Annotated in this window: 22 protein-coding genes and 1 riboswitch; of the genes, 9 read left to right on the plus strand and 13 right to left on the minus strand. The window is 71.8% G+C overall.

The genetic code is table 11. From position 1 onward, the window contains the following. Positions 1-531 precede the first annotated feature (531 nt). Positions 532-3,063 (minus strand): helicase-associated domain-containing protein, encoded by a 2,532-nt coding sequence (locus ACWIE7_RS05815; protein WP_454068790.1) that lies wholly within the window; start codon positions 3,061-3,063, stop codon positions 532-534. 116 nt (positions 3,064-3,179) lie between these two features. On the opposite strand from ACWIE7_RS05815, the gene ACWIE7_RS05820 reads away from it, so the two are divergent. Next, the gene (locus tag ACWIE7_RS05820; RefSeq protein WP_230930117.1) at positions 3,180-3,377 is read left to right on the plus strand and encodes a hypothetical protein; all 198 of its coding nucleotides are present in this window, start codon (positions 3,180-3,182) and stop codon (positions 3,375-3,377) included. A 132-nt stretch (positions 3,378-3,509) separates the two neighbouring features. On the opposite strand, the gene ACWIE7_RS05825 is transcribed toward ACWIE7_RS05820, so the two are convergent. Together ACWIE7_RS05825 and ACWIE7_RS05830 are read right to left on the minus strand one after the other, a co-directional pair. Beyond that, positions 3,510-4,142, minus strand: coding sequence for a transglycosylase family protein (locus ACWIE7_RS05825; RefSeq protein ID WP_230930118.1), 633 nt, complete (start codon positions 4,140-4,142; stop codon positions 3,510-3,512). A gap of 13 nt (positions 4,143-4,155) precedes the next feature. Then, a riboswitch (cyclic di-AMP (ydaO/yuaA leader) is annotated at positions 4,156-4,310 on the minus strand. 180 nt (positions 4,311-4,490) lie between these two features. Beyond that, positions 4,491-4,793 carry a hypothetical protein gene (locus tag ACWIE7_RS05830; RefSeq protein ID WP_230930119.1) on the minus strand — a complete coding sequence of 101 codons (303 nt, stop codon included), beginning with the start codon at positions 4,791-4,793 and terminating at the stop codon, positions 4,491-4,493. Between the two features lie 129 nt (positions 4,794-4,922). On the opposite strand from ACWIE7_RS05830, the gene ACWIE7_RS05835 reads away from it, so the two are divergent. Continuing rightward, entirely contained in the window at positions 4,923-5,330 is a 408-nt protein-coding gene (locus tag ACWIE7_RS05835; RefSeq protein WP_452099103.1) for a cold-shock protein, read from the plus strand. A gap of 86 nt (positions 5,331-5,416) precedes the next feature. Here ACWIE7_RS05835 and ACWIE7_RS05840 read toward each other — a convergent pair whose 3' ends face one another. Genes ACWIE7_RS05840 through ACWIE7_RS05850 form a run of 3 tightly spaced genes read right to left on the minus strand, consistent with a single transcriptional unit; the run spans position 5,417 to position 8,389 of the window. Beyond that, complete coding sequence (locus ACWIE7_RS05840) at positions 5,417-5,959, minus strand: DUF2771 family protein (RefSeq protein ID WP_452099104.1); 543 nt, start codon at positions 5,957-5,959, stop codon at positions 5,417-5,419. Beyond that, positions 5,956-7,482 carry an MFS transporter gene (locus ACWIE7_RS05845; RefSeq protein ID WP_454068791.1) on the minus strand — a complete coding sequence of 509 codons (1,527 nt, stop codon included), beginning with the start codon at positions 7,480-7,482 and terminating at the stop codon, positions 5,956-5,958. Before ACWIE7_RS05845 ends, ACWIE7_RS05840 begins: the two co-directional genes overlap by 4 nt. Continuing rightward, complete coding sequence (locus tag ACWIE7_RS05850) at positions 7,475-8,389, minus strand: glutaminyl-peptide cyclotransferase (protein ID WP_454068792.1); 915 nt, start codon at positions 8,387-8,389, stop codon at positions 7,475-7,477. Before ACWIE7_RS05850 ends, ACWIE7_RS05845 begins: the two co-directional genes overlap by 8 nt. Before the next feature lie 57 nt (positions 8,390-8,446). Between ACWIE7_RS05850 and ACWIE7_RS05855 the strand changes: the two genes are divergently transcribed. Next, on the plus strand, positions 8,447-9,412 hold the full coding sequence (locus tag ACWIE7_RS05855; protein WP_454058574.1) for a DUF3027 domain-containing protein: 966 nt from the start codon (positions 8,447-8,449) through the stop codon (positions 9,410-9,412). A 153-nt stretch (positions 9,413-9,565) separates the two neighbouring features. Here the strand turns inward: ACWIE7_RS05855 and ACWIE7_RS05860 are convergent, their stop codons facing one another. Next, on the minus strand, positions 9,566-9,940 hold the full coding sequence (locus tag ACWIE7_RS05860; RefSeq protein WP_452099108.1) for a DUF2530 domain-containing protein: 375 nt from the start codon (positions 9,938-9,940) through the stop codon (positions 9,566-9,568). Positions 9,941-10,016: 76 nt separating this feature from the next. Here ACWIE7_RS05860 and ACWIE7_RS05865 point away from each other — a divergent pair, with 76 nt between their 5' ends. Together ACWIE7_RS05865 and ACWIE7_RS05870 are read left to right on the plus strand one after the other, a co-directional pair. Next, positions 10,017-11,486, plus strand: a complete 1,470-nt coding sequence (locus ACWIE7_RS05865; protein ID WP_452099109.1) for an NCS2 family permease — start codon at positions 10,017-10,019, stop codon at positions 11,484-11,486. A 52-nt stretch (positions 11,487-11,538) separates the two neighbouring features. Further along, the gene (locus ACWIE7_RS05870) at positions 11,539-12,375 is read left to right on the plus strand and encodes a TrmH family RNA methyltransferase (RefSeq protein ID WP_454068793.1); all 837 of its coding nucleotides are present in this window, start codon (positions 11,539-11,541) and stop codon (positions 12,373-12,375) included. A 31-nt stretch (positions 12,376-12,406) separates the two neighbouring features. On the opposite strand, the gene ACWIE7_RS05875 is transcribed toward ACWIE7_RS05870, so the two are convergent. The 4 genes from ACWIE7_RS05875 to serC all read right to left on the minus strand — a co-directional run bounded on the left by ACWIE7_RS05875 (position 12,407) and on the right by serC (position 16,042). Further along, the gene (locus ACWIE7_RS05875) at positions 12,407-12,736 is read right to left on the minus strand and encodes a YnfA family protein (RefSeq protein ID WP_454058573.1); all 330 of its coding nucleotides are present in this window, start codon (positions 12,734-12,736) and stop codon (positions 12,407-12,409) included. After that, positions 12,733-13,707 (minus strand): DUF6928 family protein, encoded by a 975-nt coding sequence (locus tag ACWIE7_RS05880; RefSeq protein ID WP_454068794.1) that lies wholly within the window; start codon positions 13,705-13,707, stop codon positions 12,733-12,735. Before ACWIE7_RS05880 ends, ACWIE7_RS05875 begins: the two co-directional genes overlap by 4 nt. A gap of 9 nt (positions 13,708-13,716) precedes the next feature. Then, positions 13,717-14,763: a septation protein SepH gene (gene sepH / locus ACWIE7_RS05885; RefSeq protein ID WP_454068795.1), complete on the minus strand. Its 1,047-nt coding sequence runs from the start codon at positions 14,761-14,763 to the stop codon at positions 13,717-13,719. Between the two features lie 154 nt (positions 14,764-14,917). Then, positions 14,918-16,042, minus strand: a complete 1,125-nt coding sequence (serC, locus tag ACWIE7_RS05890) for a phosphoserine transaminase (protein ID WP_454068796.1) — start codon at positions 16,040-16,042, stop codon at positions 14,918-14,920. Between the two features lie 86 nt (positions 16,043-16,128). On the opposite strand from serC, the gene pdxH reads away from it, so the two are divergent. The 3 genes from pdxH (at position 16,129) to ACWIE7_RS05905 (ending at position 18,776) form a co-directional block, all read left to right on the plus strand. Continuing rightward, complete coding sequence (pdxH, locus tag ACWIE7_RS05895; protein ID WP_454068797.1) at positions 16,129-16,851, plus strand: pyridoxamine 5'-phosphate oxidase; 723 nt, start codon at positions 16,129-16,131, stop codon at positions 16,849-16,851. A gap of 154 nt (positions 16,852-17,005) precedes the next feature. Further along, a complete protein-coding gene (locus ACWIE7_RS05900; RefSeq protein WP_454068798.1) occupies positions 17,006-18,295 on the plus strand; it encodes a citrate synthase in 1,290 nt (429 codons plus the stop codon). Between the two features lie 124 nt (positions 18,296-18,419). Then, a complete protein-coding gene (locus ACWIE7_RS05905; protein ID WP_230930133.1) occupies positions 18,420-18,776 on the plus strand; it encodes an FKBP-type peptidyl-prolyl cis-trans isomerase in 357 nt (118 codons plus the stop codon). A gap of 446 nt (positions 18,777-19,222) precedes the next feature. On the opposite strand, the gene ACWIE7_RS05910 is transcribed toward ACWIE7_RS05905, so the two are convergent. Beyond that, on the minus strand, positions 19,223-21,145 hold the full coding sequence (locus ACWIE7_RS05910) for an acetate--CoA ligase (RefSeq protein WP_452099117.1): 1,923 nt from the start codon (positions 21,143-21,145) through the stop codon (positions 19,223-19,225). Positions 21,146-21,208: 63 nt separating this feature from the next. After that, on the minus strand, positions 21,209-22,765 hold the full coding sequence (locus tag ACWIE7_RS05915; protein WP_454058568.1) for a carboxyl transferase domain-containing protein: 1,557 nt from the start codon (positions 22,763-22,765) through the stop codon (positions 21,209-21,211). A gap of 120 nt (positions 22,766-22,885) precedes the next feature. Between ACWIE7_RS05915 and ACWIE7_RS05920 the strand changes: the two genes are divergently transcribed. Continuing rightward, on the plus strand, positions 22,886-23,632 hold the full coding sequence (locus tag ACWIE7_RS05920) for an enoyl-CoA hydratase (RefSeq protein ID WP_452099119.1): 747 nt from the start codon (positions 22,886-22,888) through the stop codon (positions 23,630-23,632). Positions 23,633-23,724: the final 92 nt, after the last annotated feature.

The raw sequence follows: 23,724 nt of genomic DNA on the forward strand, positions 1-23,724 counted from the left end.
CACGAGTTCCCCCGCCCCGGTTTGGACGACCACACGCAGGGATTTCACTCGTTTCTCGCGACTGGTGTCGTCCAAGCTCTGCCGCCTGCCGCGTGCCGCCTGCCGCCTGCCGCGTGCCGCCTGCCGCCTGCCGCCTGCCGCGTGCCGCCTGCCGCCCGCAGTTCGCTGCCCCGCCACCGCAACGGGGGCTGCGCAACGCGGCACGCGCCACCTATCAGGTTTTCGCGCCGCCTATTGCATCGTGTGCCACCCATTGGATCCGATGGGTGGCGCGCATCCTGATAGGTGGCGCGAAAATCTGATAGGCGGCGAGGTGTAGAAGGGCGGTTCCGCGATACGGATCGGCTTCCGGCGGTGGGCGCGGTCGCAGACAGCGGCAGGGCAGTGGACGCAGACGGCGGCAGGGCAGCGGGCGCAGACGGCGGCAGGGCAGCGGGCGCAGACGGCGGCAGGGCAGGGGGCGCAGACCGCGGCGGGGCATCGGGCGAAGGCGCAGGCATCGGCCACCGCCGCAGGCGCGCCCTGGCCGGCTCAGCGCGTCGGGTCGACGTCCGCCACGGAGATGACCCGGTGCAGCGGCAGGGTGACGGCTTCGGCGGTGTCGGGCTCAATGCCCTCGACGCGCCCTCCGCCCACTGACGCCGGCACGATCAGCCGCGCGGTGGACCGGCCCTGCGCGTCGACCACCGAGACGGTCACCGCGGTTCCGGTGGAGGCGGCCTCGTGCAGGCGGGCGATCGCGGCCTCGCCGGTGTAACCGCCCGCGCCGCCGGGGCCGCCCGCACCGGTGCGGGCGGCGCGGACCCGGTCGGCCGAGCGCATCGCGGCCACGGCGGCACGCAGGTCGGCGGGCCCGGGAGCGCGCGCGGGGATGCGGGGTGCGCGCCCGGGGCTGGAGGCGTGGACTCGCGCGACGGGCCGGCTCAACGCCACGACCGCCCCGGAGGTGTCCTCGACGACCGGCGCGTACCCGTCCTCGCGCAGCGCCTCGACCAGGTCGAGCGGCCGAGCCTGCGAGATGAGCACGGTCGGGGCCACCATCCGCAGGGCGCATTTCTCGGCGGCGGGCGAGCCGAGCACCTGGGCGACGAGCGACGGGTCGTCGCAGCGTACGAACGACAACGCCGTCCCCACCCGCAGTCGCCCGTGCCGGCGCGCGACGTCCTCGACGAGGTAGTCCAGCGACTGCGGCACCGGCGTGACGGAGGTGCGGGTGAGGAGGTCGCGGACCCCGGAGGCGGTGCGCCCGGCGTCGAGGGCGCGCCGCAGCGAGGACTCGGTGACGCGGTAGGTGGTGGCGGCGCCGGCTGACTCGACGTCCGCGAGCAGCGCGAACTCGGCCGCGAGCTCGGGAACGAGGGGCCCTGGCGCGAGGATCGTCAGGTCGGCCTGCACGATCACCTCGGAGACCGGGTCGGGCAGCGCCGCCGCGAGGACCGGCTCGAGTTCCTCGACGGTCGGTGCCGCGCCGGGCGCGCCGGCGGTGGTCGCGGCGGGGGAGCCGTCCACCAGCATGCGGGCGGCGCTGGTGGCGGTGGTGACGACGACGAGGCCCAGCCGCCGTGCTTCGGACACCGTCTCGGTGACCGGCGACCCGCCGGCCCGGGAGAACCACACCGGCGAGAACCAGCGCACCACCTCGGGCAGCAGTGTGTCCCCGGGTTCGGCGGCCGGGTCGAGGCGCGCGAGGGCGCCCAGGACACGCGCACGTTCGGCGGCGGGAGGCGGGCCGACGGGATCGCCGAGTGCCGGGACGGTGCCGCCGCCTTCGAGTTCGGCGCCCACCCGCCACGGTGCGCGCGGCATGGACCACCACGCCAGGAGCAGTTCGGCCCAGCGCCGGGCGGGCTCCCGGGCGGACCAGATGTCGGCGGCCTCGGTGGGAGCCCACACGGAGTCGTAGGCGATGTCCCCGACCTCGGTGTCGCCCACGGCGATGAGTCCGGCCGCCGCCAGGATCTCCAGCAGCAACGGGAGCTCGGACTCCTCCAGCTGCGCGGCCCGGGCGACGCGGCGCAGCTCGCGCACACCCACGCCGCCGGCCTTGAGCGTGGTCAACGGGATCGTCGACAGGGCGGCGAGGACGGAATCGCAGCGGTGCAGCAGGTCGAGCGCGGCCACGCCGCCCGAGGCATCGGCGTTCTTGGCGGCCTTGCCGGTGCGGCCGTCCACCGGGTCGGCCCACGCGGGCAGGTCCAGCAGTGACGGGCCGCTGGTGGCGCCGATCGTCGCGGACGCGGAGGCGGAAGCGGTGCCGGAAGCAGTCGCTGCGGAAGCGGTGGCGGGACGCGCGCCGTGGCGCGCCCGGTCCAGGGCGTGGGCGCGCGGGATGACCACCTCGCCGGGGCCCGACCCGGCCCGGTCGCCGGCCGGGCCCCGGCCGCTGGGTCCGCTGGCGCCTGCGTCCCCGCCGGTGGTGATCTCGGCGAGGCCTGCGGCGGCGAGCTCGGCGGCCGCGGCCCGGACGGACTCGGACGCGCCGGATCCCAGCGCACCGACCGGGGAACGGCCGCGGGCGATCGCCTCGAGCACACCCGACGCCGGAGCGGACAATCCCGCCCACGCCTCCTCGAGCGAGGTCCCGGCGGGTTCGCCCGGGTGCGGCGCCACCACAGGTGCGGCAGCGATTGCCGACGCGGTGACCGGAACCAGCCGGGCACCGTCCTCCTCTCCCCAGATCAGGGCGAGGTCCCGCAGACGGGCGACGGCGGTGGGGAATGGGGCGGTGTCGTCGTCCTTGCGGTTTTTCTTTGACTTGTTGCTGCCGACCCCGAGACGTTCCGCGACCGCCGACAGGGGGACGGCCCCGGAATCGGCACCCAACGCGGCGGCCGTGGCCAGCACCAGTAGCTCCGGCCACGACAGCGTGCCCATCGCCCGCGCGGTGGACGCAGGCAACCGCAGCCGCGAGGCCAACACCTCCAGCGACGCGGGGGCGGGCGTGGCCACGTCCGGGCGCAGGGTGCACATGCGCACGAGGGCGTCGTCGGACTGCTCGGCGAGCCAGGCGGGAAAGCCCGGTTCGCCGGCGCTCGGGCGGGACGTGGCGCGGGAGGTCGACATGATCCGTCCCAGCCTAGTGACGTCGGCGCGGGTGTGCGCGCGTGCGCCGGGCGAGGGCCGTGACGGTATCCGACCCACTTGCTGACACAGTGCGCCCGAGGTGAGAGACTTGCAGCGTGGCTGCCAAGAAGAAACTGACCTATGACAACCCGGGATGGCCCGACGCCTCGTTCGGCGAGCACCCGGTCACCGAACTCGCCGCGCTGGTCGCGGGCGGACTGTCGCCGTTCGGCGAGGAGCGCTTCCCGCTCCCGCACGAGCGTCTGCACTACGTCCACCCGGAGACCGTGGTCAACAAGACCGTCCGGGCCTGACGCGGCGCCGACACAGCGGACAACGAAGGGCCGCCACTCCCTGGAGGGGGTGGCGGCCCTTTCGTGTGCGTCCGAACTAGGACGCGAGGCCCGTCGCGCCGTGGGTCGGTGGCCGACCCACGGCGTTGAGCATCAGTTCAGGTAGGTCGCGAAGAAGTTGTCGACCGCGTCCTGGTTGGCGGCGTAGGCGCTGTCGATGGCGTCCTGGTTGGCCTCGTAGGTCGGCAGGACCGGCAGCGCGATACCGCGGGCCACGGCCTCGTCGTGCAGCGTCTGGGCATGGTCGGCGGCGGTGACGGCCTCGGGGGCCTCCTCGGCCGCGGGAGCGGCCGGGGCCGGAGCCGGGTTCGGGGTGAGGTTGTTCACGTCACGCGGGGTCGGCGCGGAGTTCAGGCCCAGCTTGGACGAGCAGGCGGGCCAGGCGCCCCAGCCCTGGCCGGCCAGCGTCTTCTCGGCGATCGCGATCTGCTGCTCGCGCGAGGCCTGGTTGGCGGTCGGCGCGAACTGGGTCCCACCGTAGGCGGCCCAGGTGCCCTGCGAGAACTGCAGGCCGCCGTGGTAACCGTTGCCGGTGTTGATGCCCCAGTTGCCGCCGGACTCACACTGCGCGAGGCGGTCCCAGTCGGAATCCGGGGCGGCGTTGGCGCCGGGCGCGAAGGCCAGGCCGGCGGCCGAGAGGGCGGTGCCCGCGATGACCGCCTTGACGGCGGTCTTCGGCGCGGAGGAGGTGGTGGCGGCGCGGTGGCGTCCGGTGTTCGAGGTCATGTACGCGTCAGTCCTTTTCACTCTGTGCCTACGGGGTGAGCTGTCGGGTTCGGACGAGTGTGTCCGGCCGCCGCTGGCGGCTTCACCCCAAGGCGACCGTCTGGCCGCCGGGCCCGGCGTGGGCCCTGTCGGGTCCCCCGTCTCCGCCCGGTTAATGGATTGGTCACATCGGCCGCAGGGCGGAGTTCGGGGGTGCGTCCGATGCCAACTCGCTGACGAGTCTGGAAAGAACTGTAGCGGTTCGATGCGGGATCGTCACCATTCTGAAATAAAACCTGGTGGGACGGCGCGAATCGGTGAGTTGTTATCCCCCCGTTACCTGGGGCGTTACCACAAAGGTGCCGTTTGTCACACCTTCGGCGGACGTGAACCCAGAATCGCGTACAGGAGTCCCAGGACGAATCCGGTCGGTGTGAACAGCATCGCGACCAGGTAGAGGATGGTCGGCGCGTCCCGGCCGAGGATCAACGGGGTGCCCGCAGCGATGATCGTGAAGATCACGCCGATGCTGAAGATCACCATTGCGGTGATGAAGAGACCACGACGACGAGGCGCCGTGCTGCTCGCCCCGGTCACGGAAGGGGCGGCCTCGGACCCGGCCGGGGCCCAGGGGTCGGTGGCATCTGTCGGGCGCTGGTCGTCGGAGCTCACAGGGGGCAGGGTACCGCCCCCGCCGGGACGGGTACCAACGCGGATGGCTATGTGGGTAGGGGTATTGTCGGAGCATCAGTTGAGGTCGTGGTCGCGCAGGTGCGCGTCTGTGTCTAGAGGGGGATCGCGGTGCCCAGCGGCAAGGTAAAGTGGTTCGACGCGGAGAAGGGCTTCGGCTTCCTGTCCCAGGAGGGCGGGGAAGACGTCTACGTGCGCGCCGACGCGCTGCCCGCCGGGGTCGAGACGCTGCGCCCGCGTCAGCGCGTCGAGTTCGACATGGTCTCCGGCCGCCGCGGCCCGCAGGCACTGCGCGTGGTGGTCCACGACGAGCCCGCCACCGCCGGCGCCGAGGAGCGAACCCCGCGCACCGGCCCCCGCCGCTCGGCCGACGAACTCCACGGCATGGTCGAGGACATGATCAAGGTGCTCGAGTCGACCGTGCAGCCCGAGCTGCGCCGAGGCCACCGGCCCGACGCCAAGGTCTCCGGCCGGGTCGCCTCCGTGCTCCGCGCGGTCGCCCGCGAACTGGAGCCGTAGCTTCCGGCCGGATGGCAGTCAGATAGCTGAACACAGATGCCGTGACGGCGCCGATCGAGATGATCGGCGCCGTTTCGCGTACCGGGTCAGTCGGCCGCGGTACCGGCGCTGGCGCCGGCTGCGTCGGCGTAGAGGAAGCTCATCGACCACTCGCCGTTGAGGATGGTCGGCTCGCCGGCGGCGTCGTAGACCACCGGGACCGAGCGGATGGCCAGGCCCTCGATGCGGCCCTCCTCCTCGGTCTCCACCGGGATCAGCAACTCGCTGGCGCTGTTCGCCTCGACCGTGAAGTCGCGGGTGCCACCCTCGCGCACCTCGTAGACGTTCAGCGTGGAGTCCTTCAGTTCGGTCGGCAGACGCACCGTCAGCGTGTGCTCGCCGTGGATCAGGAACTCGGGCACCGGGTTGGTGTATGAGTTACCGTCCAGGTCCGTGGCGGTGAACGGCAGCGCCGACTGCTGCCCCCGGTCGGTGGCCACGGTGATCTGCGGCAGCACCCCGAACCGCGCCTCCGACCCCTTCCACGCACCGACGATCGCGGAGATCATGATGATCACCCACGCCAGGATCGCCCAGGTGATCGGGCGGACGCGGAGGCCGGTCGATTCGGAATCGCTGCTGGAGGTCACGGCTCTATTCTGCCGACGTCGTCGTCGTCGGACTCATCGGGGTCACCAGGGGTGGGGTCCCCTGGGGCGTGGGGGACGCCGGGCTCGCGGGGTGAGTCGGGCGCGCGAGGTGCGCGGGGCGCGCCGGGACCGTCGGCGACGCGCGGCTCACCGGGGAAGCGGGGCCGGTTGCCGCCGAGGCCGGGCACGAGGGTCGAGCCGCGCGCGGTGAGCAGCGACTGGGTGAACATCACCGCGGACACCACGGCGACCACCGAGAAGCCGATCGTGAAGTCCGGCGGCAGCAGCACGCCCAGCGCCCCGCCGAACACCCAGGCCAGCTGCAGCGCCGTCTCCGAACGGCCGAACGCCGACGAGCGGGCGGCGTCGGGGATGTCGGTCTGGATCGAGGAGTCGAGAGCGACCTTGCCCAGCGCACTGCCGATCGCCGCGACGAGGGCGAACACCGCCGCCATCCAGAGGGAGCCCAGGAACGCGGCCACGACCGCCGTCGACAGTGCGGCACCCGCGGAGACGGTGGCGATCCGGCCCGGTCGGCCCAGCGGCAGACGCGCGCCCACGGCGTTGCCAGCGAAGGTCCCCAGGCCGCCCGCGGCGCCGGCGATGGCCAGCAGTCCGGCCTGCTCGATGGCGGAGGCGTTCTCCTGCGCCTTGGCCACGAACGCCAGGAACAGGGTGAGGAAGCCGGTCATGAACCGCATCAGCGCCTCGGCCCACAGAGTGGCCAGCACGCCCCGGCCCAGCGGGCGCGTGAGCACCGCCTTGAGCCCGCGCGTCAGCGAGCCGCGCTCGACGCGCAGGGTGGCCGACTCTTCGTCGTGGGAGGCCTCGGCGCGCGGGGGGATCGTCATGGCGACGTACGCGGCCACCAGCGCGACCGCGGCCAGCAGCCACAGCGCGGCCTGCGAGTGCCAGATCCACGCCACCGCCGCGGCGGCCGCGCCCGCCACGACGCTGCCGCAGACGTGACCCAGCACGGTCAGCCGCGAGTTGGTGCGCACCAGGTCCAGTGCGGGCGGCAGCACGTGCGGCGTGATGGACGCCTTGACCACCCCGAACGTCTTGGACAGCACGAGCATCCCGAGCGCCAGCGGATAGAGCAGCCACGAGTCGAAGTTCAGTGCCAGGATCACCGCGAGCACCGCGCGCAGGGTGAACGTCAGCGACACGGTCAGGCGGCGGCCGCTGCGCAGCCGGTCCAGGGCGGGCCCGATCACCGGTGCGATGAGCGCGAACGGCGCGACCGTCACCAGGAGATACAGGGCGACGTTGCCGCGCGACTCGGCGGTGGCGGCGGAGAAGAACAGGGTGTTGGCCAGCGCCACCGCGAGGATCGCGTCACAGGCGAAGTTCGCGACCGTGACGTAGCTCAGTGGTGCGAGCCCGGAGCGGTCGGCGCCGTCGGCGTGGAAGACGCGGCGGGCGCCCCGGCCGACCGAGCCGGCGGCGCGGCGCGTCGAGGCGGCGGCCCGCCGGGAGTTGCCCGCGGCGCGGCTGTCCGGGCCGGTGGCGGCCTCACGCACCGAGGCGCACCTCGTACATCGTCGGCCACATCTTGCCGGTCACCAGCAGGTTCTCCGAGTCGGGCAGTGCGGCGATGCCGTTGAACACCGCGTCGGTGTGGTCCGGCCGGGGCTGCTGCAGGTGCGAGGCATCGTAGATGTCGGTGACCACGCCCGTCGCGGGGTCGATGCGGATGATCTCGCTGGTCATGAACACGTTCGCCAGCACGGAGCCGTTCACGCACTCGAGCTCGTTGATCCACGGCACCGGCTCCCCGCCCGCGGTCACGCTCACGGCCCCGGTGGGCTCGAAGGTCACCGGGTCGCGGAACGTCAGCTGGTCGGAGCCGTTGCTCATGATCAGCTGCTCGTCGTCGTAACACAGGCCCCAGCCCTCGCCCTCGTACCGCATCTCCTCGCGCACCTCGAGGGTCTGCGGGTCGCGGTCGTGCGCGACCTGGTTCTTCCAGGTCAGGGTCCACAGAGTCTCGGGGGTCAGGGCCAGGCCCTCGCCGAACTCACGGTCCGCCATCGGCACGGACACGGAGACGTCCCCGCCATCCAGCGGCCGGCGCTGGACCTGGGAGCCGCCGTAGGTGCCGGTCGACTCGTAGATCTGTCCGTCCGCCACCTCCAGGCCCTGGGTGAAGAGCCCCGGATCGTGGGGCATCTCGCGCACGACCTCGACGGTGCCGCGGTTCGGCTGCGGCTCGACCTGGCCCACCACGACATTGGGCGGCCAGGGTGAGACTGCCTCTCCGCCACCGCCACCGCTACCGCTGCTGCCGGCGCCGGCGGGCGCGCTCGACGACGCGAGCGAGGCCTCGGTCTCGGCGGGAGCGGGCTCACCAGACGAGCACGCCGTGAGGCCCCCGACGAGGGCGAGGGACAGCATGAGCGGACCGACGGGGCCGAGGAACCTGCGCATGACCCCAGGATGCCGCACGACGGGCCGGAACGTGACGTCCCGCCGCGGATGCGCATAATGGGAGGGGTGAACACCGAGGTAAGCACGGATCAGGAGGCGGGCGTCGTGGACGTCGACGACCAGTCGGCCGCCGCGGGCACCGACCCGGAGTCGGGCTTCGACGCGGCGCTGCGTGAGCGGCTGTCCTCCGGCGTGGAGGTGGCCCGCGCGGCAGTCGAGGAGTTCGCCGGCGCCGGCGTGGGGGAGCACCTCGGGTCCGAGGTCGAGGCCGCGTTCACCACCACCCATCGTTTCGGTGCGGATCTGTCCGGGTACCGCGGGTGGTACTGGGCGTGTGTGCTGGCGTTGGTGCCGGGCGGGGAGCTGACGGTCGACGAGATCGCGTTGCTGCCCGGGGACGAGGCGCTGATCGCGCCCGAGTGGGTGCCGTGGGATCAGCGGGTGCGTGCCGGCGACCTCGGTGCGGGGGACCTGCTCCCGCCTGGTGACGACGACGAGCGGCTCGTACCCGGACACACGCTCACCGGTGACGATGCCCTGGACGAGCTGGCCGGACCCATCGGTCTCGGTCGTGAGCAGCACCTGAGTCGGGAGGGCCGCGCCCTGGCGGCCGAGCGGTGGTCGGCCGTTCGCGGGCCGGACGCCGAGATCGCCCGCAGCGCCAAGTACCACTGTGGGAGCTGCGGTTTCCTGGTGCCGGTGGCGGGCTCGCTGAGCACCATGTTCGGGGTGTGCGCCAACGAGTTCTCGGCCGACGGCCAGGTGGTGCACCTGCAGTACGGCTGCGGCGCCCACAGCGCGGTGGAGAAGCCGAAGGACACGAGTCCCGCGATCCCGGACGCGTTCGACGACGCCGCCGTCGACGTGGTGGTCCTGCCGCAGCAGCTCAAGGCCGCCGCACAGGCGCGCGCAGAGGCCGATTCCGACCGGTCCGCCGGCGCCGATGCCGATCGGCCTGCCGGCGCCGACTCCGAGCAGCCTGACGAGAAGCCGACCGGCCAGGACTCCGAATCCGCTTCCTGAGCCTCGGCCCCCGCCCGTGTGGTGGACGTACTGCTCGAGGATTCGCGGATTGTCGAGCTGGATGTCGAGTGAATCCGGGGCGACTGCTGAGCGGTGAGTGGCCGGGATGGGCGATGGCGTTGTCGTCGGAGCGGCGGTGAGCGGCGCGTGAGGTCAGTTGGCGGCGGGCTGGTCGGCGACGCGGTCGAAGTCGAGGCCCTCCTGCGCGCCCGCACTGCCCGCGATCACCGCGCGGCGCTGGAGTGCGTACACCGCGGTGCCGACCGCGCCCACGCCCACACCGACCGCGCACAGGATGACCGTGCGCATGTCACCGTCGAAGAAGAGCATCTGCGCCAGTAGCGCGATCGTCCACGCCAGGGTGCCGATCAGCATCGGCGGCCGCGGATCCAGCAGGTACGACGGGATCGGCGGCACCCGACGCTCTGGCCGGGGGTGTTCGGGGGCGGGGGACGCCTCGGACGCGGACGGGCCGTGGGGCTGCTGAGGCACATGGTGCGCCTGAGGCTCCGCTGAGTCGTCCGTCATGACCGCGACGCTACCGCAGGCCGACGGACGGTTACTCTATGACGGTTCCTCAACTCCTCGCCTGGAAGGCCGGCAGATGTCGCAGAGCACCGGGGCCCCCTCACAGCCCCCCGCGCAGATCGGCGCGCTCGATCGCTATTTCAAGATCAGCGAGCGTGGCTCGTCGGTGTCGCGCGAGGTGCGCGGTGGCCTCGTCAGCTTCTTCGCGATGGCCTACATCATCATCCTCAACCCGCTGATCCTCGGATCCGGGACGGACGTTGAGGGTAACCAGCTGTCGATCGTCGAGATCGCGGCCGTCACCGCTTTCACGGCCGGCGTCATGACGATCGCGTTCGGCGCCATCGCGCGGTATCCGTTCGCGTTCGCCACCGGCCTCGGCATCAACTCGCTGGTTGCCGTGACCATCGCGCAGCAGGTGACCTGGGCGGAGGCCATGGGCCTGGTGGTGATCGAGGGCATCATCATCGTGATCCTGGCGATCACCGGGTTCCGCACGGCCGTGTTCAACGCCGTGCCGCCGGAGCTCAAGGCGGCCATCGCGGTGGGCATCGGTCTGTTCATCGCCATGGTCGGCGTGGTGGACTCCGGGTTCGTGCGCCGCATCCCCGACGCCGCCGGCACCACCGTGCCCGTCGGACTGGGCATCGGCGGCTCCATCGCCTCCTGGCCGACCTTCGTCTTTGTGGTGGGTCTGCTGCTGTGCGGCGTGCTCGTGGCGCGCCGGATTCGTGGCGGGCTGTTCATCGGCATCGTCGTGACCGCGATCTTCTCCGTGATCGTCGAGGCCATCGCCGGCGCCGGGCCGTCCTTCGTCGACGGCGAGCCCAACCCCACCGGCTGGAGCCTCGCGGTACCCGCCATCCCCGACTCCCTCGGCGGGATCCCCAACCTGTCACTGATCGGTGAGGTCGACCTCATCGGTGCGTTCACCCGCATCGGCCCGCTGGCCGCCGGGCTGTTCGTCTTCACCCTGCTGCTCGCCAACTTCTTCGACGCGATGGGCACGTTCACCGGCCTCGGCAAGGAAGCCGAGCTCATGGACTCCAAGGGCAACCTGCCCAACATGAAGGCCGCGCTGGTCGTCGAGGGCTTCGGTGCCGTCGCCGGCGGTCTGACGTCGTCGTCGTCCAACACGGTTTTCCTCGAGTCCGCCTCGGGCATCGCCGAGGGCGCCCGGACCGGCCTGGCGAACATCGTCACCGGCACGCTGTTCCTGCTCGCCATGTTCTTCACGCCGCTGTACGAGGTCGTGCCCGTCGAGGCGGCGGCGCCCGCGCTGGTGATCGTCGGTGCGCTCATGATCTCGCAGATCAAGCAGATCGACCTGACGAACTTCGCCGTGGCCCTGCCCGCGTTCCTCACGATCGTCGCGATGCCGTACACCTACTCGATCGCCAACGGCATCGGCATCGGGTTCATCGCCTGGGTCGTCATGGCCACCGCGACCGGGAAGGCGCGAACCGTGCACCCGATCCTGTGGATCGTCGCGGCAGCGTTCGTGGTGTTCTTCGGCATCGGGCCGATCACCGACGCGCTGGCCTGAGGGACTGAGTGACTGAATTACCGAAGGTCTCGGCGGGGTTGGAGTGACCGGGATGCGAGTCGTCGACGTCACCGACCCCGCCGACCCACTTCTGGATGACCTGCGGGATCTCAACAAATCCGACCGCCGGCCCGATCTGCCCGGCGGCCGCGGCCTGGTGATCGCCGAGGGCACCTACGTCGTGGGGCGGATGCTGCTCTCGCGATTCGACCCGCACGTCATGCTGGGGACCGACTCGCGACTGGCGCAGCTGCGACGCGAGGCGGCCGCCGAGGGCTGGGACGCCGACGAGCGGGCCGGCGACGCGATCTACCTGCGGGCGTCGAAAGATCTGATCAGTGAGGTGATCGGGTTCCGGTCCAGTCGCGACATCCTCGCCGCCGCCGACCGGCCCGAGCCACTGTCCGTCGAGTCCGTGGTGGACGGGGCGCAGACGCTCGTCGTGCTCGAGGGCGTCAACGATCCCGAGAACCTCGGCGCCATCTTCCGCAACTGCGCGGCCCTCGGCGTGGACGGCGTGTTGTTCGGCGCCGCCGCCGGGGACCCGCTGTACCGCCGGGTGGTCCGGGTGTCGATGGGGCACGTGCTGCGGCTGCCGTTCGCGCACCTGCCGGGTACCCCCACCACGTGGCAGCGATCACTCGAGGGACTGCACGAGCAGGGATTCAGGACCGTCGCGCTGACGCCCTACGCCGATACACCGCTGTCCCGGGCCGTGGACGCCGAGAAGGTCGCGTTCCTGCTCGGCGCCGAGGGGCCGGGGCTCACCGAGCACGCGATGAAGGCCTGCGACGTGCGGGCCGCGATCCCGATGGCCGACGGGACCGACTCGCTCAATGTGGCCACGGCGGCCGCGGTGGCGTTCTACGAGCGGGCGCGCGAGGGCTGACGAGGCCGGCTGGGGCTGGGCGGGCCCGGGGTCAGCGGGGGGCGTACATGATCACGCCGACGCCGATCAGGCAGAGGAGCGCACCGGAGATGTCCCAGCGATCGGGCCGGAAGCCGTCCATGGCCATCGCCCAGATCAACGAACCGGCCACGAAGACGCCGCCGTAGGCCGCGAGGATCCGTCCGAAGTTCGCATCAGGCTGCAGCGTCGCCACGAAGCCGTAGGCGCCCAGCGCCGCAACACCCAGGCCGATCCAAATCCAGCCGCGGTGCTCGCGCACGCCCTGCCAGACCAGCCAGGCGCCGCCGATCTCCAGTAGCGCCGCGAAGCCGAACAGCAGGATCGACTTGGCAACGGTCATGCCTGGTCCCGGTCGTCTGGGTGCTGTCCATGGTCCCGGTCGCCGGGGTGACTTCTGCGGTCGCGCTTGCCGGCGGAGGCATCGTTCCTCCCGCGGCGCAGCGGGCTGGCGCCCTTGCGGACCACGTCGCCCACGCGACCGGCGAGCCCACCAGCCAGGCCACTCGCGACACCGCGGAGGCCGCGGCCCGAGGAGCGGGCCCGGTCGGCGAAGGGGATGCGCTCGTAGTCGTCGTCGTAATAGGGGGAGGCGGTGGTCTCGTCGTCCTCTCCGGCGTCGCGACGGGCGGCGGCGTGCAACTCCGCGCGGCCCGGGCCGTCGGCCAGGTGCAGGGCGGGGCCCGGCGGCGTGTGCTGGCGGACCTCGCGGCGGCCATCTGTGGCGAAGCCGTCGACCGGCACGTCCAGACCGCCGGGTTCGAGGTCGAAGCCCAGCCAGTCGCGGTGCGCGGCGTGCAGGAGCGCGGACGCGGAGAATGGCAGGGCGAGCGGGTTGTCGTCGGCGCCCTCGAGCGGGAACTCGCCGGCCCAGTACGGGCGCTCGAACGGCAGGGGCATGCCCTCGTCCTCGACGATCCTGTCGTCGGCGGCCGCGAAGGAACGCACCAGCGTGCCCGACTCCCAGCGGCCGAACCCGCTCACGCCCGAGTCGGGATCGTAGGAGAACTCCAGCACGGTGGGGGTGTCGACCAGCCGCAGCCATACCGGGTCGGTCTCCGAGGGCTTGACCGGGTGGCTGATCGGCGTCTGCACCACCGTCAGACCCGGGAACGACCCGATGTAGATCTCGCCCGCGCCCGCCGAGGCCGAGCGATTGAGCGGGAAGTGGCCGAGCGAGGCCACCGTGACCTTGGGATACAGCCGCGACAGCAGACGCCGGGCGAAACCCGGGTCGGAGCGGACGCCCGAGCGGAACAGCGCGGCGGGGTCGTCTGTGGACAGGTACCAGAAGGTCGCGACGTGATGGCCCATGGCGCGGCGTCAGTCGTCCTTGCTCCGGACACCGAGCAGGACGTCCTCCCACGACGGCATCGTCGGATGACGGCGCGAGGGACGACGCTCGGGTTCGGTGGGGGTGTGCTGGAGGAAGTCGTCGGCGTCGTCGTCGGACTCCTCGCGGTCCTTGTCGGAGGCGCCGGCGCGCCGGGGCTCGCCCGCGGCGGGTGCGGGACGGTCATCTCGGTCATCCAGCGAGACGGCCGGGCGCGGGGAGTCCGACCGCTCGGATGCGGGGCGCTCGTCGCGGGAGTCCGGCGGTGTCACGGCGGCCGGCGGCACGGCCGCGGGGCTGCCGCCGGCCGACGACATCCGCGGCGCGGCGGGAGGCTCGACGGCGGGGGTGGGCCGATCGGATTCCACGCGGGCCAACGAAGGAACGGAGCGTACGGGCGGCGGACCGGCCGGCAGCGGGGGCCGCGAGGACACGGTGCGCAATGCGGCCGCCTTGGACGGGTCGAGGACCCGCTCGGCCTCCTCGTCGAGCGGGCGAGCCGAACCGCCGTGGGAGTCGGGGACGAAGGACCAGGTGGCGCGGGCGTCGTCCGACAGCCCGGCTGGCCACGAGATGGCCACCACCCAGCCGCCCGAGCGGTCGCGCCAGGCGTCCCACTTCACGAGCTCCGGGTCGATGCCGCGTTGGTCGAGGGCCGCGTCCACCTTGTCCGCGAGCGTGTCCAGCGACGGCCCGTCCGACATCACCGGGTGCGCGGACCGGGCCAGGTCAGCGGCGTTCGAGCGCTCCAGCAACACCGGGATCGCGAACCCCTCGATGCGGGACAGTGACACCCCGGCGTCGGCGGCCACCTCCTCGGGGGAGGCGCCGTGCCGGATGCGGTCCTGGATCTCGCGGGGCCGGAGCGTGCCGGTCACCGGCGCACGATCAGCTCCACCGCCGGCGACGTACTCGCCACGGGCGGCAGCACGGAAGCGGTCGTCGAGCGGAACGGAGAACTTCTCGCCGGAGTCCGGGACCTCGCATTCGACCAGCGATGACTCGGTGTCGACCCCGATGATCCTCAGCTTCCGCATGCCGCCTCCTGACTCCTCACGGCCCCACCGGGGACTCGAACGGTCCACTACCCGGGGCCTGGGCGTTGGACCACATGGTAGGGCAGCGCAGCCCACCCGGCGCGCGGACGGGCCGGGTGGGCTGCGGAAATCTGCAGATCTAGAGTGACAGGCGTCAGGAGAGCTCGCCCACCACGTGGTCGATGCAGCGGGTCAGCTGCGTGACGTCCTCGGGGTCGATGGCCGGGAACATGCCGATGCGCAGCTGGTTGCGCCCGAGCTTGCGGTACGGCTCGGTGTCGAGGATGCCGTTCGCGCGCAGGGTCTTGGCGACCTTGGCGGCGTCGATCTTCTCGTCGAGGTCGATCGTGCCCACGACCTGCGAGCGGTGCGCCGGCTCCGTGACGAACGGGGTGGCGTACTCGCTGGCCTCGGCCCAGTCGTACAGGCGCGAGGAGGAGTCCTTGGTCCGCGCGACGCACCAGTCGAGGCCGCCCTGGGCGTTCATCCACTCGACCTGGTTGGCGAACATCAGCAGCGTGGCCACCGCGGGGGTGTTGTACGTCTGGTTCTTGGCCGAGTTGTCCACGGCGGTGGGCAGCGACAGGAAGTCGGGGCACCAGCGGTCGGTCGCGGCGATCTCGGCCACGCGCTCGAGCGCGGCCGGGCTCATGATGGACACCCAGATCCCGCCGTCGGAGGCGAAGCACTTCTGCGGGGCGAAGTAGTAGACGTCCGTGTCGGCGACGTCGACGGGCAGCCCGCCGGCGCCGGAGGTGGCGTCGATCGCGACCAGCGCGTTCTCCGAGCCCGCCGGGCGCGACACGGGCAGCATGACGCCGGTCGAGGTCTCGTTGTGCGCCCAGCCGATCAGGTCGACGGACGGGTCGGAGGTCGGCTCGGGGGCGGAGCCCGGGTCGGCGGAGATGACGATCGGGTCCGCCAGGAACGGCGCGCCGCCGGTGACCTTGGCGAACTTCGAGGAGAACTCGCCGTAGGTCAGGTGCAGCGACTTCTCGCGCACGAGCCCGAACGCGGCGGCGTCCCAGAACGCCGTGGTGCCGCCGTTGCCCAGGACGACCTCGTAACCCTCTGGCAGGGAGAACAGCGACGACAGTCCATCGCGCACGCGGCCCACGACGTCCTTGACCGGCGCCTGGCGGTGGCTGGTGCCCATCACGGTGGTGGCGGCCTCGGACACGGCCTCGATCTGCTCGGGGCGGACCTTGGACGGGCCGCAGCCGAAGCGGCCGTCGGCGGGCTTCAGGTCGGCGGGGATGGTGGGCAGCTGATCGCTCATGCTTCTGGGGTGCCGTTCCTTGTCGAGGGTTGGGATAGGGACATCGTAGTCGGGGGTCGCCCCCGCGCCGAGTAGCGTCTGAGGGCATGGAGGAATCCGCCCCCGATCGGGTCGCCGGAGACGACGTCGTCGTCGTCACTCCGGAGGCCCCCACCGACGTCCTCGAGCCCACCGACTTCGACACGATGCGCGTCGGGTACGGCCTGCACGAACGCCTGGACGTGGCCGACCTGCACGGCGGGTGGTTGCCGCTGTTCACCGACTGGCTCGACGAGGCCGGGCGCCGCGGCGTGCGCGAGCCCAACGCGATGGTGCTGGGCACCGTCGCGGACGGACGGCCGTCGACCCGCACCGTCCTGTGTAAGGGCGCCGACGAGCAGGGGGTGACCTTCTTCACGACGACGACGTCGCGCAAAGGCGCCCAGTTGGCCGCCTCGGGGTTCGCGTCCGTGACCTTTCCGTGGCTGGTCGCCGAACGGCAGGTCCACATGGAAGGGCCCTGCCATCGGATGAGCCGTGCGGACTCACTCGCGTACTGGCGCACCAGGCCGCGTGGGTCGCAGGTGGCGGCGTGGGCCTCGGAGCAGTCGCGGCAGGTCGGGTCGGTCGCGGAGTTGGAGGCGCGGTTCGCCGAGGCCGAGCGGAGGTTCGCCGGGCACGAGGAGATCCCGATGCCCGACAGGTGGGGCGGCTACCGACTCGAGCCCGAGCGCGTGGAGTTCTGGCAGGGCGGACGCGACCGTTTCCATGATCGCGTGGAATGCCGCCTCGACGGCGGGCGGTGGGTGGTCGCGCGGCTGCAGCCGTGATGGCGCGGCTGTAACGGGTGGGGCGCCTGTGACGATCGGGGGGAACGCGTGCCAACGCTCTTCGAAGGGTGGGTAGGCGTCACGGTAGGGTGTGGCACAGCACATTCGTGGCGGGACACAGGCCGCCGGGACCAGTCGTCGGAGAGGTAATCGCGTGACCGCAGGCTCGAACGGTTCGGACCGCAATGCAACACTGTCGTACCCCGGCGGTGAGCTGGAACTTGACGTGGTCGATGCCACCTGCGGTAGCGATGCCGTCCAGCTCGGCCCGATGCTGGCCAAGACGGGGATGACCACCCTGGACGTGGGTTTTGTCAACACGTCCTCGTGCACCTCGTCGATCACCTACATCGACGGTGGCGAGGGCATCCTGCGCCACCGCGGTTACCCCATCGACCAGCTGGCGGAGAAGTCCTCGTTCCTCGAGGTCTCCTACCTCCTCATCTACGGCGAGGACCCCACCGAGGCCCAGCTCGCCGAGTTCACCGAGAAGATCATGGGCGAGACGGCCCTGCCCGGTCAGATGATGCCGCTGCTCAAGGCCTTCCCGCTGGACACCCACCCCATGCCCGTGTTCTCGGCCGGCGTGAGCCTGTTCGGCACCCACGGCGACGACCTGGACATCGATGACCCGAAGGCCGTCGACCTGGCGACCGCGCGCCTGCTGGGCCGCGGCCCGACGCTGGCCGCCGCGACCGAGCGGATCCGTACCGGCAACGAGGCCATCGACCCGGATCCCTCGCTCGGCTACGTCGGCAACTTCCTTCGCATGACCTTCGGTCCGGAGTTCGAGATCACGGACGAGGTCGTCAAGGCGCTGGACATGCTCCTGCTGCTGCACGCCGATCACGAGCAGAACTGCTCCACCTCGACCGTCCGCATGGTCGGCTCGTCCGAGGCACCGCTGTACGCCTCCATCACCGGCGGCGTGAACGCCCTGTACGGCCCGCTGCACGGTGGCGCCAACCAGGCCGTACTCGAGATGCTCGAGCGCATCCAGTCGGAGGGCGGCGACGCCACCGATTACATGGACCGCGTCAAGAATAAGGTCGACGGCGTGAAGCTCATGGGCTTCGGTCACCGCGTCTACAAGAGCTACGACCCGCGTGCGGCGATCGCCAAGAAGCACGCGCACGCGCTGCTGTCGAAGAGCAACGATCCGCTGCTCGAGATCGCGCTGAAGCTCGAGGAGACGGCGCTGGCCGACGACTACTTCGTCGAGCGCAAGCTCTACCCGAACGTGGACTTCTACACGGGCCTGATCTACCGGGCGATGGGCTTCCCGACCGACATGTTCACCGTGCTGTTCGCGCTCGGTCGCATGCCGGGTTGGATTGCGCACTGGCGCGAGATGCGCGAGGATCCTTCCACCAAGATCAACCGCCCGCGCCAGGTCTACACCGGCCAGGACGAGCGGAACTTCACCCCGATCAGCGAGCGCTGACCGGACTTGTGTCCGGTCGGCCAGAAGCCGGGCGGACCACGACCCGGTCGGCCTGGCGTCGATCGGACATGATCCCGGGCAGTTGACGCTGACCTCGGGACCCCGGACTCCAGGAGGAGAGACCATGGAGAAGCCCGAGATCGACATGCCGGAGGGCCCCGCGCCCACCGAGCTCGTCACCGAGGACATCACGGTGGGCGAGGGCAACGAGGCCGTCGCCGGCGGAAACGTCACCGTCCACTACGTGGGTGTCGACTTCGAGAACGGTGAGCAGTTCGACTCCTCCTGGGATCGTGGTGAATCCATCACCTTCCCGCTGAACGGCCTGATCCAGGGCTGGCAGGAGGGCATCCCGGGAATGAAGGTCGGCGGTCGCCGCAAGCTGGTGATCCCGCCGGACAAGGCCTACGGCACCTCCGCGGCCCTGCACCCGCTGGGCGGCAAGACGCTGGTCTTCGTGATCGACCTGCTCGACGCCTGACCTGCCGGCTGCTGTTAGCGGCCAGGACCGGCTCGTCTGGCCACCGCTGGTTTCGCCCAGCCCCCGCACGACACGACGCCCCGCTTCCTTCCGAGGAGGCGGGGCGTCGCGCATGTGCCGAGCACAGATCCCGTGACGCCGAAACACCGGGCCGCAGCGCGAGATACTCGGGACCCACGTGCGTGCAGCCCGCGCAGCCTCCTGGGGATCCGCTGGCTCTGTGCCGCGGCGTGGACTCCCGCCGGGAAGATGCGCGCCGGGCGCGCCCAGCAGTACACCGAGCCAGCGCATCCGGCCGCAGATGTGCTGGCGCTGTGGCCTGCGCTGGCTGAGCGTACGCAGATGGGGCACTTGCGCTGGGGAGCTGGACCACCGGGGCAGCGCAAGACACCGAGCCAGCGCATCCGAGCCGGCTTGCGCTGGCCGACTGACCACCCGGCGTCCGGCTACTTCTCCCCGCGGAGGAACGGCGCGAGGACGTCCAGCACGGCCGGGTCCTCGATCGTCGACGGCACCGCCACGTCGTCCTGGCCGTCCGCGATCTGCCGCATCGTCTTGCGCAGGATCTTTCCGGAGCGGGTCTTCGGCAGCCCCTGCACCACCGTGCAGTCCCGGAACGTGGCCACGGCGCCGATCTCGTCGCGCACCATGGCGACGAGCTCCGCACGGAGTTCTTCGGGATCGCGCACCTCGCCCGACTTGAGCACGACGTAGCCGACCGGCCGCTGCCCCTTGAGCTGATCCTTCACGCCGATCACCGCGGCCTCGGCCACGGCCGGATGCTTGGCGATGACGGCCTCCATCGACCCGGTCGACAGCCGGTGCCCGGCCACGTTGATCACGTCGTCGGTCCGTCCCATGACGAAGACGTACCCGTCGGAATCGATGTACCCGCCGTCGCCGGTCGCGTAGTAGCCCTCGAAGGTCGACATGTACGAGCTGATGAACCGCTCGTCGTCGTTCCACAGTCCGGCGAGCGTGCCCGGCGCCATCGGCAGCCGGATGGCCAGGTTGCCCTCCTGCCCGGCGGGCACCTCGATGCCCTCCCCGTCGAGCACGACCAGCGCGTAGCCGGGCACGGGCACGGTCGGCGACCCGGGCTTGATGGGCATGGGCTCGAGTCCGCGCAGGTTGGAGGCGATGGGCCAGCCGGTCTCGGTCTGCCACCAGTTGTCCACGACGGGCACGCCCAGCTTGTCGGTGGCCCACTGGTAGGTGTCGGGATCGAGCCGCTCGCCGGCGCAGAACAGGGTGCGCAGCGCGGACAGGTCGTACTTGCCCACCTCGACGCCCTCGGGGTCCTCCTTGCGGATGGCCCGTACGGCGGTGGGGGCGGTGAACAACGCGGTGGCCTTGTGCTCGGCGGCGACCCGCCAGAACGCGCCGGCGTCGGGCGTGCCGACGGGCTTGCCCTCGTAGATGATCGACGTGGCGCCGACGAGGAGCGGGGCGTAGACGATGTAGGAGTGGCCCACCACCCAGCCGACGTCGGAGGCGGTCCACCACACGTCACCGGGCCGGACGCCGTACACGTTGCCCATGGACCAGGCCAGGGCCACCGCGTGGCCGCCGTTGTCGCGGACGACGCCCTTGGGCAGGCCGGTCGTACCGGAGGTGTAGAGGATGTAGAGCGGGTCGGTGGCGGCGACCGGCACGGGGTCGGCGGGGGAGACGCCGACGACGACGTCGTCCCAGTAGCTCCACGTGGTTCCCGGGGTCTCGGGCAACGTCTCGTCCGGGAACTGCTCGTGCCGTGGCGCCACGATGACAGAGCCCGGGGTGTGGCTGGTCAGCTCGAGTGCCTTGGTCACCATCGGGAAGTAGGGCACCTTGCGGGTGGGCTCGATCCCACCGTGGGAGGTGACGATGACCTTGGGCCGGGCGTCGTCGATGCGGATCGCCAGCTCGGGGGCGGCGAACCCGCCGAAGACGACCGAGTGCACGGCGCCGAGGCGGGCGCAGGCGAGCATCGCGATGGCGGCGCGGGGCACCATCGGCATGTAGATCACCACGCGGTCGCCCTTGCCCACGCCCTCGGCGGCCAGGGCGCCGGCGAACGCGGCGACCTGCTCCTGCAGCTGGGCGTAGGTGATGGTCTCCTTGACGCCGGTCACGGCGGAGTCCCAGATGTAGGCGGCCTGGTCGCCGCGGCCGGCGGCCACGTGCCGGTCGACGGCGTTGTAGCAGGTGTTGAGTTGGCCGTCGGGGAACCAGTGGTAGAAGGGTGCCTCGCTACCGTCGACGGCCCGCGTGGGCGGGGTGGTCCACTGGATCTCCTCGCGGGCGACCCCGAGCCAGAACGAGTCCGGATCGGTGATCGACTGCCGGTAGGCGGTGGCGTAGGCCGACGAGGCGGTGGTGTCCGACATCGCGTGTTCCCCTCACGTGCGCGGGTGCGGCCGCCGACTACGTCGACGGTCTTGTGACGAGCTTCACTCTAGTGGCAGTCCGAGGCCGCGATAGCGGGAGATCCGTTCCGCGTACCTCCGCTCAGGGGGACGCCGGCGCACCTCCACGACGGCGTTCGCCACGGCGTCGGCCAGGCGGTCGCAGAAGGCGGCGGGCTCGTCGGCGGCGTCGGGGAGCTCGGGCACCACGACGTCCACGATCCCGGCCTCCTGCAGGTCGGCGGACGTGATGCCCTGCGAGCGCGCGACCTCGGGGGCGCGGTCGGTCTCGTGGTACAGGATCGCGCTGGCGCCCTCGGGCGGGAGCGGGGCGAGCCAGCCGTGGCGCGCGCAGAGGACCCGGTCGGCCGGCAGGAGCGCGAGAGCCCCGCCGCCGGTGCCCTGGCCCATGATCACCGAGACGGTGGGGGTGGGCAGCGTGACGAGGTCGGCGAGACTACGGGCGATCTCCCCGGCCAGGCCACCCTCCTCGGCCTCGCGGGACAGCGCGGCGCCGCGGGTGTCGATGAGCAGGACCAGAGGGACGCCCATCTCCGCGGCGATCCGCATGCCGCGGCGAGCCGACCGCAGGGCTGAGGGGCCGAGCGGGTTCTTCTCGCTCTCGGCGTCGCGGTCCTGGGCGAGCACCACGGCCGACTGGCCCCGGAAGCGGGCCAACGAGAGCAGAAGTGCGCCGCTGTCCTCGCCCTGGCCGGTGCCCGAGAGCGGGACGCGGTCGGGGGCGACGCGGGCCAGGAAGTCACGGGCGCCGGGGCGGTCGGGGCGGCGGGAGCGGGTGATGGCGTCCCAGGCGTCGGGCCGGGCGGGTTCGTCGGCTGCGGCGGCCCCGGCAGGCGCGGCCTCGGCGGTCGGGCCGGTGAGCGGGCCGCGGGGAGGGGCGGGTTCGTCGTCGCTCGGTGGGTCCTGGCACAGCACGCGCAGCGCGCGGGCGGTGAGGTCGCGGACCCCCTCGGGCGGCAGGACGCCGTCGATCATCCCGCGCTCGGCGAGGTTCTCCGAGACCTGAACGCCCTCGGGGAACGGCGCGTCGTACAGGGCCTCGTAGACGCGGGGGCCGAGGAAGCCGATGAGCGCGCCGGGCTCGGCCACCGACACGTGCCCGAGCGAGCCCCAGGAGGCGAACACGCCGCCGGTCGTGGGGTGGCGCAGGTAGACGAGGTACGGCAGGCCCGCGGTCTTGTGGCCGGCCACCGCGGCGGAGATCTTGACCATCTGCAGGAAGGCGACGGTGCCCTCCTGCATGCGCGTGCCTCCTGAGGTGGGGGAAGCCAGGATCGGCAGTTCCTCGGCCGTTGCGCGCTCGATCGCGCCCACGATCCGCTCCGCGGCGGCGATGCCGATCGACCCGGCGAGGAAGTCGAACTCGCACGCGATGATCACCACCCGCCGGCCCTCGAGCGTGCCCTCGCCGGTGATCACGGACTCGTCGACCCCCGACTTCTCCGCCGCGCGCTCGAGCGACTCGGAGTAGCCGGGGACCGAATCGACCTGCGCGGAGCGCAGAGGCGGGCCGTCCCAGGAGTGGAACGAGCCGTCGTCGAGGACCAGGTCGAGGATCTGCCGCGCACCGATACGAGCCATGTCCACAATCGTACGGCGGCGCCCCGTCACCAGCGCCGACGGTCGATCCGCCGCTCGTGCCACCAAATCCGATTCGCGGCCTGTCCCGCGGCGCCGCTCCGCCGAAGTATCGTTTCGGTCATGATCGTCTCCCGCCGAGATGGCGCCGTCGTCGTCGTCACCATCGACCGTCACGAGTCCCGCAACTCCCTCGACGCCCGGGTCTGTACCGCCCTACGCGAGGCCGTCGAGGCGGCGGCCGCCGAGGCCGACGCCGAGGATCCGGTGCGGGCGATCGTCATCACCGGGGCCGGGACCGCATTCTGCGCGGGCGCGGATCTGTCCGGCGGCGTCTACAACTCGGACTTCGTCGACGCCCACGCCGCCATGCTGCGGGCTGTCGAGGCGGTGCCGGTGCCGGTGATCGCGGCGGTCAACGGGCCGGCGATCGGCGCGGGCGTCCAGTTGGCGCTGGCCGCGGACCTGCGCGTTGTGGTGCCCGGCGCGGTCTTCGCGGTGCCGGTGGTCAAGGTGGGGCTCGCGCTGGACAACTGGACCATCAAGCGCCTGGCCAACGTCGTGGGTGGCGGGCACGCCCGCTCGGTGCTCATGACCGCGCGCCCGGTGGGGGCGGAGGAGGCGGCCCGGATCGGGCTCGCCAACGAGATCGGCGACCTGGACACCGCGATGGAACTCGCCGCGGAGCTCGCGCGCTCCGCGCCGCTGAGCCTCCGGCACATCAAGACCGTGATCAATGACGACGACGCCCGCCTGCTCCCGCGCGACGAGCACACCGAACTGCAGCAGAAGGCGTGGTACAGCGAGGACATGGCCGAGGCGCGGGCGGCGCGGCAGGAGAAGCGGCCGCCGGTTTTCCGGGGACGCTGACCGGCGCGGAACCGTCTTGCGCGGTAAGGGCCGCGCTCGTCCCCTCCGCGCGCGTAGAGAGAGGTGGTGCCTCCGGTGGCGCGGCACGCTGG

The organism is Dietzia sp. NPDC055343 (assembly GCF_053645265.1).

What these genes read in the sequence shown, in the direction of transcription:
- ACWIE7_RS05915 (WP_454058568.1), bottom strand. Translation starts at nt 22,765, where the DNA reads ATGGCTCGTATCGGTGCGCGGCAGATCCTCGACCTGGTCCTCGACGAC.
- ACWIE7_RS05815 (WP_454068790.1), bottom strand. Translation starts at nt 3,063, where the DNA reads ATGTCGACCTCCCGCGCCACGTCCCGCCCGAGCGCCGGCGAACCGGGC.
- ACWIE7_RS05855 (WP_454058574.1), top strand. Translation starts at nt 8,447, where the DNA reads ATGGGAGGGGTGAACACCGAGGTAAGCACGGATCAGGAGGCGGGCGTC.
- ACWIE7_RS05920 (WP_452099119.1), top strand. Translation starts at nt 22,886, where the DNA reads ATGATCGTCTCCCGCCGAGATGGCGCCGTCGTCGTCGTCACCATCGAC.
- ACWIE7_RS05865 (WP_452099109.1), top strand. Translation starts at nt 10,017, where the DNA reads ATGTCGCAGAGCACCGGGGCCCCCTCACAGCCCCCCGCGCAGATCGGC.
- ACWIE7_RS05825 (WP_230930118.1), bottom strand. Translation starts at nt 4,142, where the DNA reads ATGACCTCGAACACCGGACGCCACCGCGCCGCCACCACCTCCTCCGCG.
- ACWIE7_RS05910 (WP_452099117.1), bottom strand. Translation starts at nt 21,145, where the DNA reads ATGTCGGACACCACCGCCTCGTCGGCCTACGCCACCGCCTACCGGCAG.
- serC (WP_454068796.1), bottom strand. Translation starts at nt 16,042, where the DNA reads ATGAGCGATCAGCTGCCCACCATCCCCGCCGACCTGAAGCCCGCCGAC.
- sepH (WP_454068795.1), bottom strand. Translation starts at nt 14,763, where the DNA reads ATGCGGAAGCTGAGGATCATCGGGGTCGACACCGAGTCATCGCTGGTC.
- ACWIE7_RS05880 (WP_454068794.1), bottom strand. Translation starts at nt 13,707, where the DNA reads ATGGGCCATCACGTCGCGACCTTCTGGTACCTGTCCACAGACGACCCC.
- ACWIE7_RS05860 (WP_452099108.1), bottom strand. Translation starts at nt 9,940, where the DNA reads ATGACGGACGACTCAGCGGAGCCTCAGGCGCACCATGTGCCTCAGCAG.
- pdxH (WP_454068797.1), top strand. Translation starts at nt 16,129, where the DNA reads ATGGAGGAATCCGCCCCCGATCGGGTCGCCGGAGACGACGTCGTCGTC.
- ACWIE7_RS05875 (WP_454058573.1), bottom strand. Translation starts at nt 12,736, where the DNA reads ATGACCGTTGCCAAGTCGATCCTGCTGTTCGGCTTCGCGGCGCTACTG.
- ACWIE7_RS05905 (WP_230930133.1), top strand. Translation starts at nt 18,420, where the DNA reads ATGGAGAAGCCCGAGATCGACATGCCGGAGGGCCCCGCGCCCACCGAG.
- ACWIE7_RS05850 (WP_454068792.1), bottom strand. Translation starts at nt 8,389, where the DNA reads ATGCGCAGGTTCCTCGGCCCCGTCGGTCCGCTCATGCTGTCCCTCGCC.
- ACWIE7_RS05870 (WP_454068793.1), top strand. Translation starts at nt 11,539, where the DNA reads ATGCGAGTCGTCGACGTCACCGACCCCGCCGACCCACTTCTGGATGAC.